Genomic DNA, 17863 nt, shown 5'->3' on the forward strand with positions numbered 1-17863 from the left:
CGTGGCCCGGGCCGTGCGAGCGACGCTCCGAAGCGTGTGGGCCTGGGCGTCATGTGTTCGCAGCCGCTATTCAGACGCCGTCTGGATTTCCTGCCCCGGGGCTGGCTTGTCCGCCGAGGCAGGGACCTTCCCGTCGAGCGCCAGGTAGATGTTGAACCACGCCAGATAGGCGCGCCACGCCGGGTCGCGCTGCTCGATGAGCGTCCGCCGCGCCTGCTCCATCCGCTGGGGCACGTCGAAGGGCATCCGCGTCTTGTCCTCGGATTGCAGCTGCGCCGCGAACCAGAGCACGTCCAGCTGGCCTGCATCGACCGGCGCGTGCGTGCGCGCCATCAGCGAATCGGCGTGCTCCAGCGCCTTGCCCAGCCACTGCGCCGCCTGCGCCGGGTCGCGGCGGTCCACGGCGTTCTCCGCCAGCCGCAGCTCCGCCAGCGTCACCGCGCGGATGTCCTCGTCGCGATCCAGTTCGTCGAACTGCTCCAGGAACAGCGCGCGCCGCTGCTCCAGCGCTCGGGCCGCGGCGTCCATGCGCCCGAGCCGCGTCTCCGCGTTGGCGCGCAGCCCCGCGGCGATGATGCGATACGCGCGCTGCACGAATTTGGGCGTGGCGTGCGCCTGCTTCAGCGTGGCCCGCACGGCGGGCGTCGCCAGGTCCCGGTCCACCTGGTCCAGGTCCTCCAGCGCTCGCTGGGGCTTGTCCGCGCCCAGCGCCGCGCCGCCGCGGGCCAGCCGCAGCACCAGCCGGTTGCGCAGGCCCGCCTCGTCGCGGGGGCCGGCTTCGATGCCGGGCAGCGCGCGGTCGTAGAGTGTCAGGGCCCGTTCGAACCGGCCGGCGGCCAGGTTGTAGAGCGCCGCGCGGTCCGTCACCAACGGGAGGAACCGCTCCATCTTCGGCGTGGCCTCCACCGTGGCCAGGGCCTTGTCCGCCGCCTGCGCGGCCTCCGCCTCGCGGTTGACGTGCAGGAGCGCCCGGGCACGGGCCAGGGAGACCGACAATCCCGCGCCGTTGTCCGTGTAGGGCAGCTTGTCCCGCTCGTCCAGGTAGCCCAGGGCGATGTGGTAGTTGCCCACCTGCGTGTGCAGCAGTCCCAGCGCGCCGAGGATCATGGCCTTGTAGCGCGCGTTGTTGCGCACCAGGTCCAGGGCGACCAGGTAGTGCCGGTTGGCGCGCTCGGCGGCGGCGGGGTTGCGGCCGCGCAGGAAGTCCTCGTGGTGGATGGCCCCCATGAGGGCCTGCACCTCGCGCTGGTTCTTGAGCTCCTGCCACGCCGCGCGCAGCTCCGCGAGGCCGGTCTTCACCGCCTGGGCGTGGGCGTCGTCATCCAGCTTGGACAGCCGGCGCGTCGTCACGTAGGCCTTCACGAAGTGCGAGAGCGACACGGCCTTGCCCGGCACCTCCGTGGTGACCTCCTTCATCACCACGTCGGGGGCGACGCCCGCGCGCAGGCGCAGGCTCATGGACTCGACGGCGCTCTCCAGCGAGCCCGTCCTGCGGGTCACGAGGTCGAAGTCCGCGCGCGCCTCGTCCATCCGGTCCCGCCCCATGCGGCGGTAGGCGCGGCCCATCAGCGCTCGGCGGAACAGCCGCTCCGCCCGGCGCCGCTCCTCGGTGCCGGCCGGCGCGTCGTCGACGTAGAGCGTCGCCAGGGCCTCCATCACGCCGTCGGCGCCCAGGCTCGCCGCGCGCTCGGCGGCGTCCTGCACCACCACGCGGCGGCGGAGCGGATCCGTCTGCTGTTTGTAGAACGCGACCAGGGCGTCCCGGACGGGGCGGGGAGGGCGCTCCTCGTTCAACGCATTGACGTGGCGGCCCAGCTCCAGGGCGAACGCATACGGTGTCCCAGGGGGCTCCGCCGCGAGCGCCTGGGCCATGGCGGCGTCCGCCTCCGCGTAGGGGCGTCCCCGGTACAGGGCGCGGACGGCGCCGCGCGCGAAGTCGAGCTGGTCGTCCTGCTTGAAGACCTTGTTCTGGGAGAGCTTGTGACCGGCGGCGACCAGTGCGTCCCGGTCGTCCAGCTCCCGGTACAGCGCGTCCGCCTGTTCGTACCAGCCCTCCAGCACCGCGCGCGGCGTGGTGTCCGTCAGCTGGGCCGCCTCCAGCTCCTGGCGGGCGAGCGTGAAGTCGCCGGACGACTGCGCCAGCTCGCTGCGCACGACGTGCCGGTAGACGGCGGAGGGCGGGCTGGGCGCGGCGGCGGGGTCCAGGGCCGCCATGCGTTGGCGTTCGGCCTCCTGCAGCTCGTCCACCATGCGGCCCCGGTCGCGCTCCTTCAGTGCTTTCCGGTGGGCGATGAGGATGCGCAACGGCTCCGACAGCCCGGCGGTGACGGGGTCGTCCACCTTCGACATCTGGCGGGCGTAGAAGTCCGCGGCGTCGAAGTCGCCGTAGGCCAGGTGCAGCTGGCTCAGGCGCATCATCAACAACCGGCGGAGCTTGGGCCGGGTTTCGAGCAGCAGGCGCTGGCGGTAGAGGATGAGCTGATCCGCGCGCCGGCCCACCATGCCCAGCTCCTCGCTGAGGCGCTTCACGTCCCATTCGCCGGGCACCTGGCCATCCAGCGGCAGTTGATACACGTCCAGCGACTGGCCCCGGGAACAGGTCGTGACGAGCGACGCGGCGGTGGGGGACGGGTACTCGCAGTTCCACGCCTCGCTGGTGAGCTGGTTGGGGCTGGCGGCGGCGGCCTGGGCGGGCGCGTCGTCGCGCTCGGAGGCGAAGGGCACGCGGAACAGCACCCCGCTGTCGCTCGCGTCAATCACCCCGTCCCCGTTGGAGTCGGTGAAGAACTGCACCACGTACAGTGAGCGTCCGTCGCGCGCGAACACCGGCTGGCCCGTCTGCCCCGGGATGTCCAGCGTCAGCGGGACGGGGGCCGCGCCGGGGACATCCAACCGGACGGCCTCCAGGTGCGGCGCCGCTCGCGCGGCGAAGCCCGGCCCCACCTCCTGCACGGAGCGTTTGACGGGGACGTACACCAGCCAGCGCCCGTCCGGGGAGAAGGTGGGGCTGGTCAGGTTGCGGTCGAGCAGCGGCGTCACGTGCCACCCGGCCCCCAGCGCCACCTTCGACAGCCGCAGGTCTCCCTGGATGGTCGCGCGGCTCACCAGCGCGATGTGTGTGTCGTCGATCCACTCCGCCTGCAGCGCGCTGAGCTCCTCCTCCAGACAGCGGCGCTCCTTCGCCTCTGGCAGCTCCCTCACGCAGAGCTGGCCGCCGGCCTGGGTGCGGAACGAGATGTAGAGCAGCTGCTTGCCATTGGGGCTGATGCGCGGCCACGTCACGTCCGCGCCTTCGTCGAAGAGGCGGCGCTCACGGCCCTTCTCCAGGTCCTGGACGAAGATCTCCGTCGCGATGTCCCGGTTGGACACGAACAGCAGCGAGTTCTCGTCGGGCCCCAGCTGCCCCAGGAACTGGTCGCCCATGCCCACGGTGAGCCGCTCGGGCAGGCGCATGCCTCCGTCGTTCTCATCGTCCTGGGCCCAGGCGCCGCCCGCGACGAGCACGGCCAGGGCCAGGACCCAGGGGCCTGGGCGCGTCAGCACTTCTTCTCTCCCCAGGTGCCGTCCTCGGCCTCCACCCAGCCGCCGCAGACGACGCCTTCCGCGTGCGCCAGACGCCAGTTCTGGCGCAGCGTCGCTTCCGGCACGCCGGGGCGCACGGTCTTCATCCACTGCCACAACTGGCGCCGGGCCCGGTTCACCCGCTCCACCAGGGCGGCGTCATCCGCGGACACGCGCCCGGCCGTGCACTGGCGCCGCGTGAGCACCAGCAGCCCGTCCTTGCCCTCGCCCACGCAGTGGCGCCGCACCAGGTCGTCCACGCGGTCCGCCTGCGTCTTGCCCAGGTTCTCCACCAGCGGCGGGGGCTGGATGCCCAGGTCCTCCAACTGGTTGGGCGTGAGCGGCACCGGCGTGGGGTTCATGCCCGCGCGCGCCAGCCGCTGCTCCACGTCCTTGTACGAGCCCGCGGCCTGCTCCTCGAGCGCCGTCGCCCGGTCCACCATGACGATCTCCGGGGCGCTGATGCACCCGGACGCGGCGAGGGCGGCCACGAGCAACAACCCACGGTGTTTCATTGCAGGGCCTCCGGAGGGGTCATGGAAGTGATGAGGCGGTCGACGATGGGGCCCAGGGGGATGCCCCGGATCTCGTTGATGCTGACCAGCCGGGCCAGGCCGCCCATGGTGATGAGCAGGCTGCCGAAGCCCTGCTTGAAGCTCACGCGCACGTGCTCCGGGTACCCCAGGCCCAGCGCGTAGCGGACGCGGTTGGTGGCGGGGTCGGTGTGGTGCGGGTCCTCCAGGTCCAGCAGGTCCAACAGGTGGCGGTTGCCAATGCGCAGGATCTCCGCGCGCCCGTTGATGCTGCGGTCCCTGGCGGAGATGACCATGGCGGCGTTGCCGTCGAAGGGCTCGCCCCGGGAGGACTTCACGCCCGTGGCCCTCACGTGGGCCTCCAGCGTGGAGTGCTTGCCCTGCCAGTTCAGCATGCACTGGCCGGTGATGCGTCCTCCTCGGACGCCCATCTCCAGCTGGCTCATGGAGAACACGTTCTGGTTGATGGCCAGGTTGCCCGCCAGCGGCGCGATGGTCACCCACGGCGTGGTGATGCGGTCCGCGGACATGAAGCCGCTGCGTGTGAGCAGCGGGTGCTGATCCGCGAAGCGCAGCATCGAGTACGGATTCACGTCCAGGTCGTTCAAGAGCCGCACGCCGTCCTGGGAGACCTCCACGTTCTCCGTCAGCGGCACGTCGCCGTTGAGCGCCTCCACCGCGATGCCGGACTCGGGCATCCGCACGTTCACGTCCTGGAGCTTGAGGTTGGAGGAGGTGCGGAAGACCACCAGGTCCGGCGACGCCACGCGGAAGTCCACCGTGACCTTGCCGCTGCCTTCGACCTGGCCGGGCCGCGCGAGGCGGGCCAGGTCCTGCTCCAGCGAGCCCCGGAGCCCCATGCGCTGCTGCTCGTTGCTCAGGTCGAGCCGCCCCCGGACCTTCAGCAGCGTCTGGGTGCCACCATTGGACAGCTTCAGGTCCGGGATGCGGATGACGCCGGTGGGCTTGCGCACGACGGAGAACGACGCCTCCACGTCCTGGACGGGGTAGGGCAGCGCCGGCTTCTGCTCCATCGAGCGGACCTTCACGAGCTGCTTCAGCTCGATGTCCCCCTTCTCCCATTGGTCGGTGAAGGTGGCGGTGCTGTCGCTGGACAGGTCCGCGAAGGTCAACCGGCGCTCGTTCATGCTGACGGTGAGCTTCTCCACCGCAAGGGTCGTGCGGACGGTGCGCTGGGAGCCCTCGGCGTGGGACTCGCCCTCCCAACGCAGGGCGGGGACGTTGATGGTCTGGTCCGCCTGCTTCCAGCGCACGCCGCGCAGGTCCATGTGGGCCTTGCCCTCGAAGCTGGCGGCGCGCGGAGGCATGGGGGCCAGGCGGAAGCTTCCGTCGGAGCCCAGGTGCGTGATGAGCCCGGTCAGGGTGCCGTGCAGCTCGCCGGTCATCGCGAGCTTGGAGGGGTCTACTTCCGGAGGCACCTTCGCCTTCGCCAGCAGCGGCGACAGGGGGCCCAGCGGCGGGAAGTCGCCCTTCACGTCCACGCGGAGCGCGCGGGCCTTCGGGTTGAACGCCAGCGCCGCGTCGGCTGCGACCTTCAGGCCCTCACGGCCGTTGAGCCCCAGCTTGAGCGCGAGCTTGCGGCGGTCGACGTCGAACGTCAGCGTCTGGTGTTGCACGCCCGCGTCGGTGTCTCCGATGCGCAGCCCTTCGAGCTTCAGGTCCAGGGCGCCCTGGTGCTTCCACTCGTCCCCTTGCGACTTCAGCACCAGCGCGGCGCTGGCGGCCGACACGTCGTCCCATCCCGGCTTCCCCAGGCGCAGCTCTGTCTGGTGATCCACGCGCGGCGAGGGGGCGAAGAGGGCCGTCAGTCTGCCTTTGGAGGTCAGCGCCACGGCGAGCTGCTTCCAGGGGAGCCGCGCGGCGACGTCATCCGGAATGACGGGCCGTGCGGCGACGAGGTCCGGCGTCTGGACTGCCAGCGTGTAGGCCACGTCGTCGGTGCCCTTGGTGGCGTCCAGCGACGCGTGCAGCGTGCCCACGTCCAGCTCCAGTCGCGCGCGAGCCTTGCTGAGGCGGGGCTCCTCCATCGTGGGGAAGGCGTCCGTCACGTTCAGCTGCACGCGCGCGGGCCCCTTGAGCACCTCGCGGCCCTTCGGGGCGAGCACCCGGAGCGTCTCCACGGGCAGGTCCGCCTTCAGCGCGAACGGGGGCTTCGCCGTCAGGGGCACCTGGAGCTGGAAGCCCAGGCGCTCCGCCATCGCACGGTACCCGGACGCCCGGACGTCCAGCGCATCCACCTTGGCGGACAGGGCCGCGTCGCCCGCGACCCGGAAGGGCGAGGAGAGGTCGGGCCTCAGCTGACGCCCCGTCAGTTCTCCGGAGGCCTTCGGAACGCGGAGCGGAGTGGCGCCTCCGACGTCCAGCCCCTGGAGCGCGAACGCGAGCCGCGTGGCCAGGCCCTGGGGTGCATCCGGGGTCGCCGTCAGCGAGATGCGTCCATCGCCAAGCTCCACCCGGAGCGCCTCCTGCACGAAGAGGAGCTTCGCCACGTCGACGTCCAGCCCGAGCCGGCCCTGGGCTCCCAGCTGGGGCATGTCGCTGAGCGTGACCTCGCGGGCCTCCAGGTGCACCTTGCCGCGCTCCAGCGTGAACGGGCGCAGGTCCGCGGGGATCCATTGCAACAGCCGTCCCAGGTCCACGTTCGCCAGGGCCTGTGTCAGCACGGGAGGAACCTCCGACGCATCCGGAAGCACCAGTTGGGCCTGCACCTCGGCGCTGTCGGTCAGCCGCGTGCGCTCCAGCTCGACGGTGGTGTGTTGCTTGCTGGCGTCGAACTTCGCCGTCACCGCGCCGTGCAGCAGCGAGCGGAGCGTGAAGCGCGGATCGAAGGTCTGCTTCGCGACGTCCAGGTCCACCTTCACGTGAGCCACGTCCGTGCTCGCTTCCACCGACAGGGCCAGCTCCAGCAGGGCCTCGGCGGCGGGCGCTTCGCGGTTCAGCGCCAGGGCCAGCGGCTTCCCGGGCTTGCCGAGGTCCACGAAGAGCTTCCAGCCCTTGTCCCGCGGCTTCGCTTCGATTCCGGCTTCCAGCCCGCGCAGGGACCAGCGGTCCACCACCGCGCCGCCCTGGACGCGGACATACGTCAGCGACACGTTCGACAGCTCGATGTTCGAGACGGGGAACGGGGAGGCGAAGAGGTCCGCGACCTGCCGGGATGTCCCGGGGGACGCTTCATCCACGGCTTCGGGCTCCGGCGGTCCGGTCAGGTTCGTGAGCGACGTGGTCCCTTTTTCATCCGCCACCAGGACGACGGTCGCGTCGCGCACCGCCACCCGCTCCACCCGGATCGGCCCCTTCACCAGTGCCCCGAACGACCACGCGACCTCCAGCGTGTCGACGCGCAGGAACTCGGGCGCGACGTCCTGGAACGGCGGTGGGGTCCGCACCACCAGGCCCTCCAGGCGCAGCCCGGAGAGCACGTCGATTCGCGCCGTCTGGTAGTCCAGCCGCACGCCCGAGGCCGCTTCCACCTGCGAGACGACGTGCGGCTTCAGCCAGGGGTGGTCGAAGTGGTGGAGCGCGGTCACGACCGCGATGAGCAGGAGGACGAACGTCGCGAGGAGGATCAGGCCTGCGCCCGCGATGATTCGCGTCAACCGGCGACGAGGCCGTTCAGCACCGGGGGAGTCCATGATGTTCCGTCGAGGCGACCGGCCCGCCTCCTCCTACCATGCGACGGAAGCGGGCTTCAATCCGAGGATGCCTCGCGTCCCGGGCGTGGCCGGGCGCCTGGAGACCGTCTCAACCGAAGCTGGACGGAGTCATTCCCGCCGTGCCACCCGCCAGGGGTTTGTAGGGGAAATAGAGGTTTCGCACGAAGCGGGTGAAGAGGTGCTCCTCGTTCCACCGCTGGCGGGCCATGCCGTACACGCCGGGGGCGCGCAGGTCGTGCGCGGAGACGCCGGTGACGAACTCGCGCTCGCTGTAGATGGCGAAGACCTCATCCACCGCGGCGCGGCTGCGGTACGTGCGGAGCATCGTGCGGTAGATGAGCTCGCTCTCCTTCTGGGTGAAGGCCAGCCCCTGGATGGCGTGCGCCACCTCGTGGAAGACCAGGTACTGCTCCGACTCCAGCCGGTCCTGCCGCAGCGCGATTCTTGCCCGGGGCCAGTCCGGATGGTCCCAGAAGAGGCCCGCGGCCTGGGGGGACACGGCCCGGGGATAGCCGTACTTCACCAGCGTGTGCCCGGGGGGAATCAGCTCCAGCGTCAGGGGCCGCGCGGCCTCCAGGCGGGCGATGAGCTGGAGGTTCCCGGCGAGCTGCCGCACCACCTCGTCCTGCACCCGCTTCACCTGGGCCGCCGGAGCGCCGTACGGCTTGAGCTCCAGCTTCGCGCTCACATAGGCGCGGGCCCGCGCGGGGCCCTCCGCGGGGGGGCGGCCTCCGCGCGATTCGAAGACGTCGCCTCCCTCCAGCAGGGTGAAGGCGCTCAACGGTTGCTTGAGCCCCACCTCCGCCGCCAGCGGGGTGACGTCCGGCGTGGAGCCGTCCAGCGTCTCGTAGCGCTCCGGGGCCATGGGCTCAGGAGCAGGTCTTCGCCTGCTGCTTGCAGGAGTCGGTGCAGGCCGGCGTCTGCGTATCGGGGGTGAGCCGCTCCGCGTAGCCCTGCGCGGAGTCCGGCGGCTGCCTCGATGCGGGCCGGCCGCGTGGCTGACAGCTGTCGAGGCAGGCGTCGTACTGGTCGCGGCAGGACGGCGACATGTTCGACGTGTCGAGCGTCGCGCAGCCGGACAGCAGGGACAGGGCGGTCACTCGCAGTGCGAGGGCGGGAAGCGTCTTCATGCCTGGAATCTACCCCTGAACCGACCCCGCGGGCTCATGGGCGTGGCGGACACCGCGAAACATGGAAGGCATTCAAAACGTGCTTGTGATTCGCGCCCTTCCGGGCCCGGGTCAGGGCGCACCGACTTATCGAAGGGGGCGGCCTTCAGGTAGTGTCTGTCCTTGTCGGCGTGCCGCACCGTCGCGCATGGGCTGACACCTCTTCCTGCACTGAAAGTCCTCATGGCCTCCCGCCATTGTCTCCGTCTGACCTCCGCGCTCGCGGCCGGTCTGGTGTTGCTCCTCACCGCCTGCACTCCCACGCAGCTGCCCGTGGAGCCCGCATCCAGCGCTCCCGCGTCCACTGGCGATTCCGCTCTGGTGGACGTCTCGCCGGCCATCGACTTCCAGGCCGTCATCCGCCGCGTGCGCCAGTCCTTCCGCGCGGAGTCCGGGGCCTTCACGAGCGGGCAGGGGACGTACTCGGTCCGGGTCGACGCCGGTGGGTCGGTGCAGGTCTCGCCGCGCCATGTGACGGAAGGGCAGGACGCTCCCGTTACCGGCTCGCCGCTGCGGGTGAGGACGGCGTCGGTCTCCCGGGGTGGGCAGTCGCTGGCGAAGGCCGCGCGGACGTCGGTGCGCGACGACGGGGCGCTGGCTCTGGAGCGGGGGCCGGTGGTGGAGGTCCTCCAGAATGGCGACGCGGGGCTGGAGCAGCGCTGGGAGCTGGCGGCGCGGCCGGAGGGCTCGGGCGACCTGGAGGTCCGGGTGGAGCTGACGGGCATGGATTACGTCAGCGAGACGGCGCAGGGACACCACTTCGTGGACCGTCAGACAGGGCTGGGCGTGAGATACGGCCGGGCCACCTGGGTGGACGCGGCGGGCACGCGCACTCCTGTGGCGTCCGTGCGGGAGGGGCAGGCGCTGGTGCTGCGCGTGCCGGCGCGGGTGTTGGAGGAGTCGGGATATCCGGCCGTGCTGGATCCGATCATCTCTCCGGAGATCAGCCCCGACGCCCCGGTGCCCACATCGAGTCGCAACAGTGAATCCTCTCCGGCGGTCGCGGTGGGCAATGGCATCTACCTGCTGGCATGGGTCATCAACAACGGCACCGACAATGAGGTCGTTGGCACCCGCGTGCGCAGCTCGGATGGCGCGGTGCTGGACTTTTCGGGCCTGCTCCTGGGGACGGGGTGGGGCCCCCAGTCCAATCCCGCCATCGCCTCCAACGGGAGCGATTTCCTGGTGGCCTGGGATGAGGCCAGCGGCATCAACGCGGTGCGGGTGAGTGGCGCTACGGGTCAGCGTCTGGGGAGCGCGTTCGCGGTCTCCGTCGGCCAGGGGAGCAGGAACTCGCCAGCGATCACTTTCGATGGCGCCAACTACTTTGTCGTCTGGAGCGACTCCCGGAACACGTTCAGTGACATCTACGGCGCGCGCGTGAGGGCGTCGGATGGCGCGGTGCTCGACAGCTCCGGCATCCCCATTGCCCGCCTGTCAGGGGCCCAGCACTCACCTGCCGTGAGCTTCAACGGCAGTCAGTTCCTGGTGGCCTGGACCGACGACAGGAACAGCTCGGCGACGGACATCTACGGGGCGCGCGTCAGCGTCGCTGGCACCGTGGTCGACCCGGCGGGCATCGCCATCTCCCGTGCGATTGGCACCCAGAGCGGGGTCTCTATCGCCGCCGCCGGTGACACCTTCTTTGTGACCTGGGATGACACCCGTGCCGGTGCCGCGCAGAGCGACATCTACGGCGCGCGGGTGAGGAGCGCGGATGGCGTGGTGCTCGACCCTCAGGGGCTTGCCCTGGCCACCGGCCCCGAGTCTCAGGTCTCGAACTCCTGCGCCTTCGATGGAAGCCAGTTCCTGGTCGTGTGGCAGCGGACGTCCGGCTCCCAGCGGGACGTCTGGGGCGTGCGGGTCGGCGTGGATGGCACGGTGCTCGGCCAGACGGTGGCCCTGGCCTCGTCCCTCACGCATGCCGAGGAACTCCCGCTCACGGTCTTCGACGGGACCCGGTTCCTGGTCGTCTGGACGGACCTGCTCGATTCCAGCAAGGACATCCTTGGCATCCGGGTGCGCGGCTCGGATCTGGCGGTGCTCGACACCGCTCCGCTGATGCTCTCCGCGGAGGCCAACGCCGAAGGGGCGCCCGCCGTGGCCGCGGGCGCGGACAGCTACCTCGTGGTGTGGCAGGACACGCGTGCGCGCCCCGCGTACTCCGACATCTATGGCGTGCGGGTGAGGGCCTCGGATGGTGTCGTGCTTGATCCGGTGGCCATCCCCATCGCCACGGGTGTCAATACCCAGACGAATCCCTCCGTCAGCTTCGCGGAGGGCCAGTTCCTGGTGACGTGGATGGACAGCCTGCCCGGCCGTAGCTCCGGTTACGACATCCTGGGCGTGCGTGTCCGGGAGTCGGATGGGGTGGTGCTGGAGTCCTCGCCCATCGTCATCAGCGCCGCGTCCAACTCGCAGTTCTATCCCAGGGTGGCCGCCGGCGCCGGGCTGTTCTTCGTCACGTGGGAGGACTACCGGAACGGCACGGGCGGGACGAAGGATGTGTATGGCGCGCGGGTCCGGGCCTCGGACGGGGCCGTGCTGGACCCCGCCGGCATCGCGGTGGCGGTGGGCAGCTACGACGAGGGCACTCCCGCGGTGGCCTTTGGTGGAGGCTACTTCCTGGTGACCTGGACCGACTACCGCAACGGGAGCTCGAATCAGGACATCCATGCCGCACGCGTGCGCGCCTCGGACGGCACCGTCGCGGACAGTCCGAGCCTTCCGGTCACGACCCGCGCCGAGATGCAGCGCTCTTCCGCCGTGGCCTTCGATGGAACGCACTTCCTGGTCGTCTGGTACGACGCGGTGAGCTGGACCCCCTCGACGCTCTACGGCGCGCGGGTCAGGGCCCAGGATGGAGCCCTCCTGGACGGCGCGGGTCGCGAGCTCTTCGCGGGCAGTGCCTCCAAGGGCGCCCCTGCCTTGGCGTTCGATGGCAATGCCTATCTGTTGGTCTGGCGGGAGAGCTCCGCGTCCGCGTACCAGCTCCTGGGCGGGCGGCTGATGCCAGACCTCACGCTGGTGGACGCGGCGCGGTTCCTCATCTCCGACATCCCCATGAGCGTGTCGAGCACGACGGTGCCGGCGGTCGCATCCTGGGGACGGGGGCGCTTCCTGGTGGCGTATGAACCGTATGAGGTGGCGGTCGCGCAGCTGCGCACCAAGCTGCGGCTCGTGTCCGACCCCGTGAACGGTGCGAAGTGCGCCACTGGCCCGGACTGCACCAGCGGCTTCTGCGTGGAGGGCGTCTGCTGCCAGAGCGCGTGCGCGGGCGGAACGTGCGGGGGCGGAACGTGCACCTATCCTCCCGCGAGCATCACCTGCCCGGGAGACGTGGTCGCCGAGGCCACCTCTGCTTCGGGCGCGTCCGTGAGCTATCCGGCCGCCAGTGCCGTGGGCATGCCTCCGCTCGCCGTGACGTACAGCCATGAGTCCGGGAGTGGGTTCCCGCTGAGCAGCACCACTGTCACGGTCACGGTGGTGGATGGGGCCGCGCGCACGGCCTCTTGCGGCTTCTCCGTCTCCGTGCGGGACACCACCGCGCCGGAGCTCACGTGCTCAGGGGAGGTGGTGGCGGAGGCCGTGGGACGCACCGGGGCTCCGGTGGACTTCCCTGCGCCCACGGCCACGGATGCCGTCACGGCCGCGCCCACGCTGTCGTTGAGCCATGAGCGCGGCAGCACGTTCCCTTTGGGCACCACGCCGGTGACGGCCACGGCGACGGACGCGGCGGGCAACTCCGCCACCTGCTCCATTCCCGTCACGGTGCGGGACACGACGCCGCCCTCGCTGTCCTGTCCGGCGGACGTCACGGTGGAGGCCACGAGCCTCCGGGGCGCCACCGTCACCTACGTGGCGGCGAGCGCTGCGGATCCGGTGTCGGACGTCACGGTGGAGTACAGCGCCGCGTCGGGCTCGCACTTCGACGTGGGCGGCACGCAGGTGCGGGTCGTCGCGACCGACGGTGCAGGCAACAGCGCTACGTGCACGTTCACCGTCACCGTGTCCCTGCCGCCTCCGCCCACGATCACCTGTCCCGCGCCGCTCGTGGTGGAGGCCACCCGCGCCGGGGGCGCCTCCGTCGTCTACCTGTCCGCGACGCCTTCTGGACGTGGACCGCTCGCCGTGACGTACAGCCAGGACTCCGGGACGGAGTTTCCGCTCGGGGCGACGTCCGTGAGCGCGACCGTCACGGACGGGCTGGGCCGCACGGACACCTGCGGCTTCACCGTCACCGTGCGCGACACGCAGGCGCCGTCCGTGTCGTGCGCCGCGGACGTGGTGGCCGAGGCGACGGGCCCCTCTGGCGCCTTGGTTGTCTTCCCGATGCCCACCGCCGCGGACGCGGTCACGGCCGAGCCCCAGGTGGCGCTGAGCCATGTCAGCGGCGCTGTCTTTCCGCTGGGCTCCACTCGGGTGAGCGCCACCGCGACGGACGGGGCCGGCAACACGTCCGGCTGCACCTTCACCGTGACGGTGCGTGACACAGCGGCTCCGGTCCTCTCCTGTGGCGCGGACGTCGTCGCCGAGGCGACGGGGCGCAACGGCACCGCCGTGGACTTCGCGGCCCCCTCGACCGTGGATGCGGTCACGGCCGTGCCCGCCCTCGTGCTCAGCCATGAGCCCGGGGCGCTCTTCCCGCTGGGCACCACTCGCGTCAGCGCGGAGGCGACGGACGCGGCGGGCAACATCGGTCAGTGTGCCTTCACCGTCACGGTGCGGGACACCACGGCGCCGGACGTGGGCTGCCCCGGTCCGTTGACCCGCGAGGCCCAGGACGTCACGGGCACCCAGGTCGATTTCTCCGTGCCCGCTCCGCGCGACCTGGTGACGGCGTCTCCCAGTGTGTCGCTGAGCCACGCCCCCGGCAGCCTCTTCCCCCTGGGCACGACCGAGGTCGTCCTCTCCTCCACGGACGACGCGGGCAACACGGCGTCCTGTTCCTTCACCGTCATCATCCAGGACACCACCGCTCCGGTGCTCACCTGCCCCGCGCCGGTGCGGAAGGCGGATGCGCCCTCGGAGGGATTGGCCGTGGACTACCCTGCGGCCACCGCGCGGGACCCGGCATCCACTCCGACGCTGAGCTACAGCCACGCCTCCGGCGCCGTGTTCCCCGTGGGGACGACGCAGGTGACGGTCACCGCCACGGATGACGCGGGCAACAGCGCCACCTGCACCTTCCCGGTGAGCGTGGCCGCGCGCGTCCAGCCGCCTCCTGACGAGCCGCTCCCCGCGGGAGGTTGCGGCTGTGGCGCGAGCAGCGAAACCTCCGCGGGCCTCAGCTGGAGCGGGCTGCTGATGTTCACCTGGGGCGTGATGCGCCGCCGCCGTTCACGCACGGGAGGCCAGGAGGGCAGGGCGTAGCGCGATGCCTCCAGGGGCGCGAGCCGCTGGGCCTCCGGTGGAGGCTCATGCCGATGGGAAGAACCTCACACTGGAGCCATGTCCCGCTCTCGCTGTCCACGGCGCTGCTGCGACGCAGGTCCTTCAAGGAGCTGCGGCAGGCCGTGGACATCGCGCCGTTCACGCGCTTCGACCTCGACCTGCTGGAGTGCCTGGACGAGGACGAGGACCGGGGACCGTTTGGAGACCGCTCCCGCCGCGAACTCTGTCTTGATGCGCTCCAGCAGCGGACGAAGGACGCGTGTCTGCGAAAGGTGCTGAGCCCCTAGCCATGTCCCCCGAGCACCTCATGTCCCCGTGTTCCGCCCGTCGTGCGACCCTTCTCGCCGCGCTCGGGGTGCTGCTCCTGGGCGGGCGTGCCGCGCAAGCGACGTCCCCGCTCCCCCAGTCGACGCCGGTGATGCGCGCCATCACCCGGGACGACGCCGGGGCGTTGCGTGCGTTGCTGGCCGAGGGCGCGTCCCTCAACGACACCGACGAGCTGGTTCATCCCCGCCTGTATTCCCCGCTCATGGTGGCGTGCGAGTCCGGGAGCGAGAAGGCCGCCAACGTCTTGCTGGACGCGGGCGCGGATCCGCACCTCGTCGTGCCCCGGCACGCGCGGTACTGGCCTCCACCCGGGTGGAACGCGCTGTGCTTCGCGCGCCTCAGCGGCTTGAAGCGCATCGAGCAGCGCCTGCTGGACGCGGGGGCCTCCGCCGGGTCCGCGTGTCTGCCGGAAGCGGACTTCCTCGCCGCCGTCAAAGCGCGCCAGACTCCCCGGGTGAAGCGACTTGCCCTGCGGCGGCGGGGTGGGTTTTCCCCTTCCGTCATGCAGGACGCCATGGGGCAGGCCTTCGCCCACTGGGACCTCGCGCTGATGCGTGCCGTGCTGGCCGCGGGCGTGCCTTCACCGTCGCCCGAGGTGGACGACGTCGTCAGGCGTTGGCTCGGGGACGTCAACGACAAGGGCCCGGCGATGGTGGACGTCCTGTTGGAGGGTGGGGTGCGGCCTCCCCTCTGGATGCTGGCGGAGTCCGGCCTCACCGCGCAGGTGGCGCGAGTTCTCAAGCTGGGCGCTTCGCCCGATGGCCAGACGGGGGACGCAAGCACGCCGTTGCGGCTGGCCACGGTGAAGGGACATGTGGAGGTCGTCCGGCTCCTGCTGAAGGCGGGCGCGAATCCCAACGCGACGAGGCTCTCGACTCCCGTCCCGCTGCTGGAAGCGGTGCGGCGGCTCCAGGAGGACAAGGGGGACCCCACGCTGGTGAAGCTGTTGCTGGATGCCGGCGCGCGCGTGGACCTCCAACGCACCTCCGGTTCGCCCATCGCGCTTGCCGCGAACGGCTGTAGCGCGCAGGCCGTCTCCCTGCTGCTGGGCAGGATGTCTCGTGGCGCCATCGCGGAGGAGCCAGGCACCTCTCTGTATGCCCAGGCCCTGCGCGCAGGGGCCTTCTGCACGGAGGCCAGGGCCGTGCAGGTCCTTCAGGCCCTCTTCGCGGGCGGGGTCCGCATCCGGGAGCAACAGGACCTGCACGCGGACTTCCTCCGGGGGCGGGCCCGGGAGTCCCGCGCCATCAAGACCGAATTGCTGAAGGCGGGCCTTCAGCTGCCCGAGACACCGTGAGGAGGCCGCCGCTCCCGCGCCCGGCGTCTCCTGCCCTGCGCCCAGGCCGCCCATAGCAGGACTCCCGCTACGGAGACGCCAGGGGCCGCGCCGCAGCCGTTCGCGTTGCCTTGCCCGCCCGGCTGCCCCGGACCGCCTGGAACCTGCGGCTCCAGGGGCATGGAGACAGGCTCCCCGCCCATGCGCGGGGCGGCTGGGTTGCCGGTGGTCAGTTCCCCGTAGCGCTGGATGAGCCGCAGCCGCGCCGCATCGAACAGGGCGCCGTCATCCGGCACCTGCCACGCGTTGGGGATCAGCTCCCGCGCCACCTGGCGCGCGAAGGCCGGGTCTCCCGCGTCACTCACCGCCTTGAGCCATTCATAGTCCTGCATGCCCTGGCGGATGAGCTTCAGGCGCAGGGATGCCACCGGCACGTCCGTCTTCCCGCCAATCATCTCGGGCGTGCCCGCGTAGAACAGCGTCCCGTCCCCGTTGCCACCGAAGTGGTACTGGTCCGTCCACGCCGTGGGGAGCAGGGCCCCTGTCTCGTAGTACAGCTCGCCCTTGGCGCCGAAGAGGAAGGCCAGCCACTGCATCGCGCGGGCCTTCGCCGAGGGGCGGTCCACCATGTAGGACGGCCAGCCCGACCCCGGCTGGTTCTCCGGCATGTGGCTTCCGGGAGCGCAGCCGTGGCTGGAGCAACTCTGATACATCCACAACTCCGTTCCAGGACGCGAGAGGAAGCCCGCGTACGTCGGGCTCTGGTCTCCCAGGTAGTCCGGAGTCGTGCCATCCAGGTGGTTCACCAGCGGCACCGCGATGTCCACGAGGGACTCCATGCCGTTGCGCTTCAGCTGGAGGGAGTTCACCGTCAGCATGGTGCGAAGGCCGGGCGCGGCCTGCCGCACCAGCGTCCCGGTGGCCTGCACCAACTGGAAGGAGAGCGCGTCGAACGGCTCATCGCCAATCTTCGCATGGGCACGCGCCAGCCAGCCGCGCTCGCGCATGTGCCCGGTGAAGGCCTCCAGGCCGCCAGCGGTGAAGGGGCCCGCGTATTCCACGCTCGTCATCCGCGCGCCGGACAGCCGCGTGGGCGCGGTGCCATCCAGGCTGGGCCCCCACGTCGCGTCGAAGTCGCTCCAGCCTTGAGGCCCGGACCTGGTCAGGTAGAGCTTGGGCTGCGTGAGGCGGTGCTCCAGCGACAGCTGCTGGTAGCGCACGAGCAGCGGCTGCAGCTCCGCGGGCGAGCAGTCACTCCGGCCCAGGTGCGCGCGGCACACCTGCGTCGGCAACAGGGGGAACGCCGAGGCCAACGAGGACGTGCTCGGCATCACCGCGTCCACCACCGTCAGTATCGCGGTCACCTGCCGCTGGAAGCCGCCCTCCGCCTCCACCGTCACCGTGCCCGTGTATTCGCCCGGCGGCGCGTTCGCGGGCACGTGCACGTCCACCCAGAGGGCTCGCGCCTCGTGCGCGGGCACGTCGAAGGGAAAGGCGTTGCGCGGCTCCCTGGCGATCTCGTCCGTGTCCGGCACCAGCCCGTCCGGCCACCGCCCCATTGGCTGTCCGGACACGGAGTCCTGCTGGATGGTGAGGTACGCCTGCCGGTACAGCGTCACGTCCGGCCCCGTCAGCGTCGAGGGCCCCACCAGCCCGGGCAGGCGGGCGCGCACGCCTCGCAGGCCCAGGTCCCCGCCGTGCAACGCCACCTGGAAGGAGACGAACTCATTGCGCGCGGCGGTGAGTCGTACCTCGGTGCTGCTTCCTGGCGCGGTGTCGTCGGGGCGGACCTTCACCATCATCCCTTCGCCCCACACCTCGGGGTCCGCCGCGTACACCGGCCAGGTCACGGACAACGCCAGCCAACCGAGTCCACACTGTCGAAGAGCCAGCATGGGGAATGGATGCGCACGGGCCGTGCACGGCTCC

At 71.1% G+C, this 17863-nt stretch carries 9 protein-coding genes; 3 read left to right on the forward strand and 6 right to left on the reverse strand.

The window, feature by feature from the left end; translation table 11 throughout:
- Positions 1-66: 66 nt before the first annotated feature.
- The 5 genes from D7Y21_RS11640 to D7Y21_RS11660 all read right to left on the reverse strand — a co-directional run bounded on the left by D7Y21_RS11640 (position 67) and on the right by D7Y21_RS11660 (position 8898).
- Entirely contained in the window at positions 67-3543 is a 3477-nt protein-coding gene (locus D7Y21_RS11640; protein WP_121713179.1) for a PD40 domain-containing protein, read from the reverse strand.
- Positions 3537-4076, reverse strand: a complete 540-nt coding sequence (locus D7Y21_RS11645; protein ID WP_121713180.1) for a DUF1318 domain-containing protein — start codon at positions 4074-4076, stop codon at positions 3537-3539. Before D7Y21_RS11645 ends, D7Y21_RS11640 begins: the two co-directional genes overlap by 7 nt.
- Positions 4073-7747: a hypothetical protein gene (locus D7Y21_RS11650; protein ID WP_121713181.1), complete on the reverse strand. Its 3675-nt coding sequence runs from the start codon at positions 7745-7747 to the stop codon at positions 4073-4075. The genes D7Y21_RS11645 and D7Y21_RS11650 overlap by 4 nt, the downstream gene beginning before the upstream one ends.
- A gap of 109 nt (positions 7748-7856) precedes the next feature.
- The gene (locus tag D7Y21_RS11655) at positions 7857-8633 is read right to left on the reverse strand and encodes a hypothetical protein (protein WP_121713182.1); all 777 of its coding nucleotides are present in this window, start codon (positions 8631-8633) and stop codon (positions 7857-7859) included.
- A gap of 4 nt (positions 8634-8637) precedes the next feature.
- Positions 8638-8898: a hypothetical protein gene (locus tag D7Y21_RS11660; protein ID WP_121713183.1), complete on the reverse strand. Its 261-nt coding sequence runs from the start codon at positions 8896-8898 to the stop codon at positions 8638-8640.
- Positions 8899-9120: 222 nt separating this feature from the next.
- On the opposite strand from D7Y21_RS11660, the gene D7Y21_RS11665 reads away from it, so the two are divergent.
- The 3 genes from D7Y21_RS11665 to D7Y21_RS11675 are packed head-to-tail and all read left to right on the forward strand — an operon-like array spanning position 9121 to position 15955.
- Positions 9121-14310: an HYR domain-containing protein gene (locus D7Y21_RS11665; protein ID WP_121713184.1), complete on the forward strand. Its 5190-nt coding sequence runs from the start codon at positions 9121-9123 to the stop codon at positions 14308-14310.
- A gap of 53 nt (positions 14311-14363) precedes the next feature.
- A complete protein-coding gene (locus tag D7Y21_RS11670) occupies positions 14364-14618 on the forward strand; it encodes a hypothetical protein (protein WP_120563788.1) in 255 nt (84 codons plus the stop codon).
- Between the two features lie 20 nt (positions 14619-14638).
- Entirely contained in the window at positions 14639-15955 is a 1317-nt protein-coding gene (locus tag D7Y21_RS11675) for an ankyrin repeat domain-containing protein (protein WP_158627280.1), read from the forward strand.
- Here D7Y21_RS11675 and D7Y21_RS11680 read toward each other — a convergent pair.
- A complete protein-coding gene (locus D7Y21_RS11680; RefSeq protein ID WP_233591594.1) occupies positions 15934-17784 on the reverse strand; it encodes a glycoside hydrolase domain-containing protein in 1851 nt (616 codons plus the stop codon). The genes D7Y21_RS11675 and D7Y21_RS11680 overlap by 22 nt on opposite strands.
- Between the last annotated feature and the right edge of the window lie 79 nt (positions 17785-17863).

The organism is Corallococcus sp. AB045, from assembly GCF_003668895.1.
GTDB classification, from domain to species: domain Bacteria; phylum Myxococcota; class Myxococcia; order Myxococcales; family Myxococcaceae; genus Corallococcus; species Corallococcus coralloides.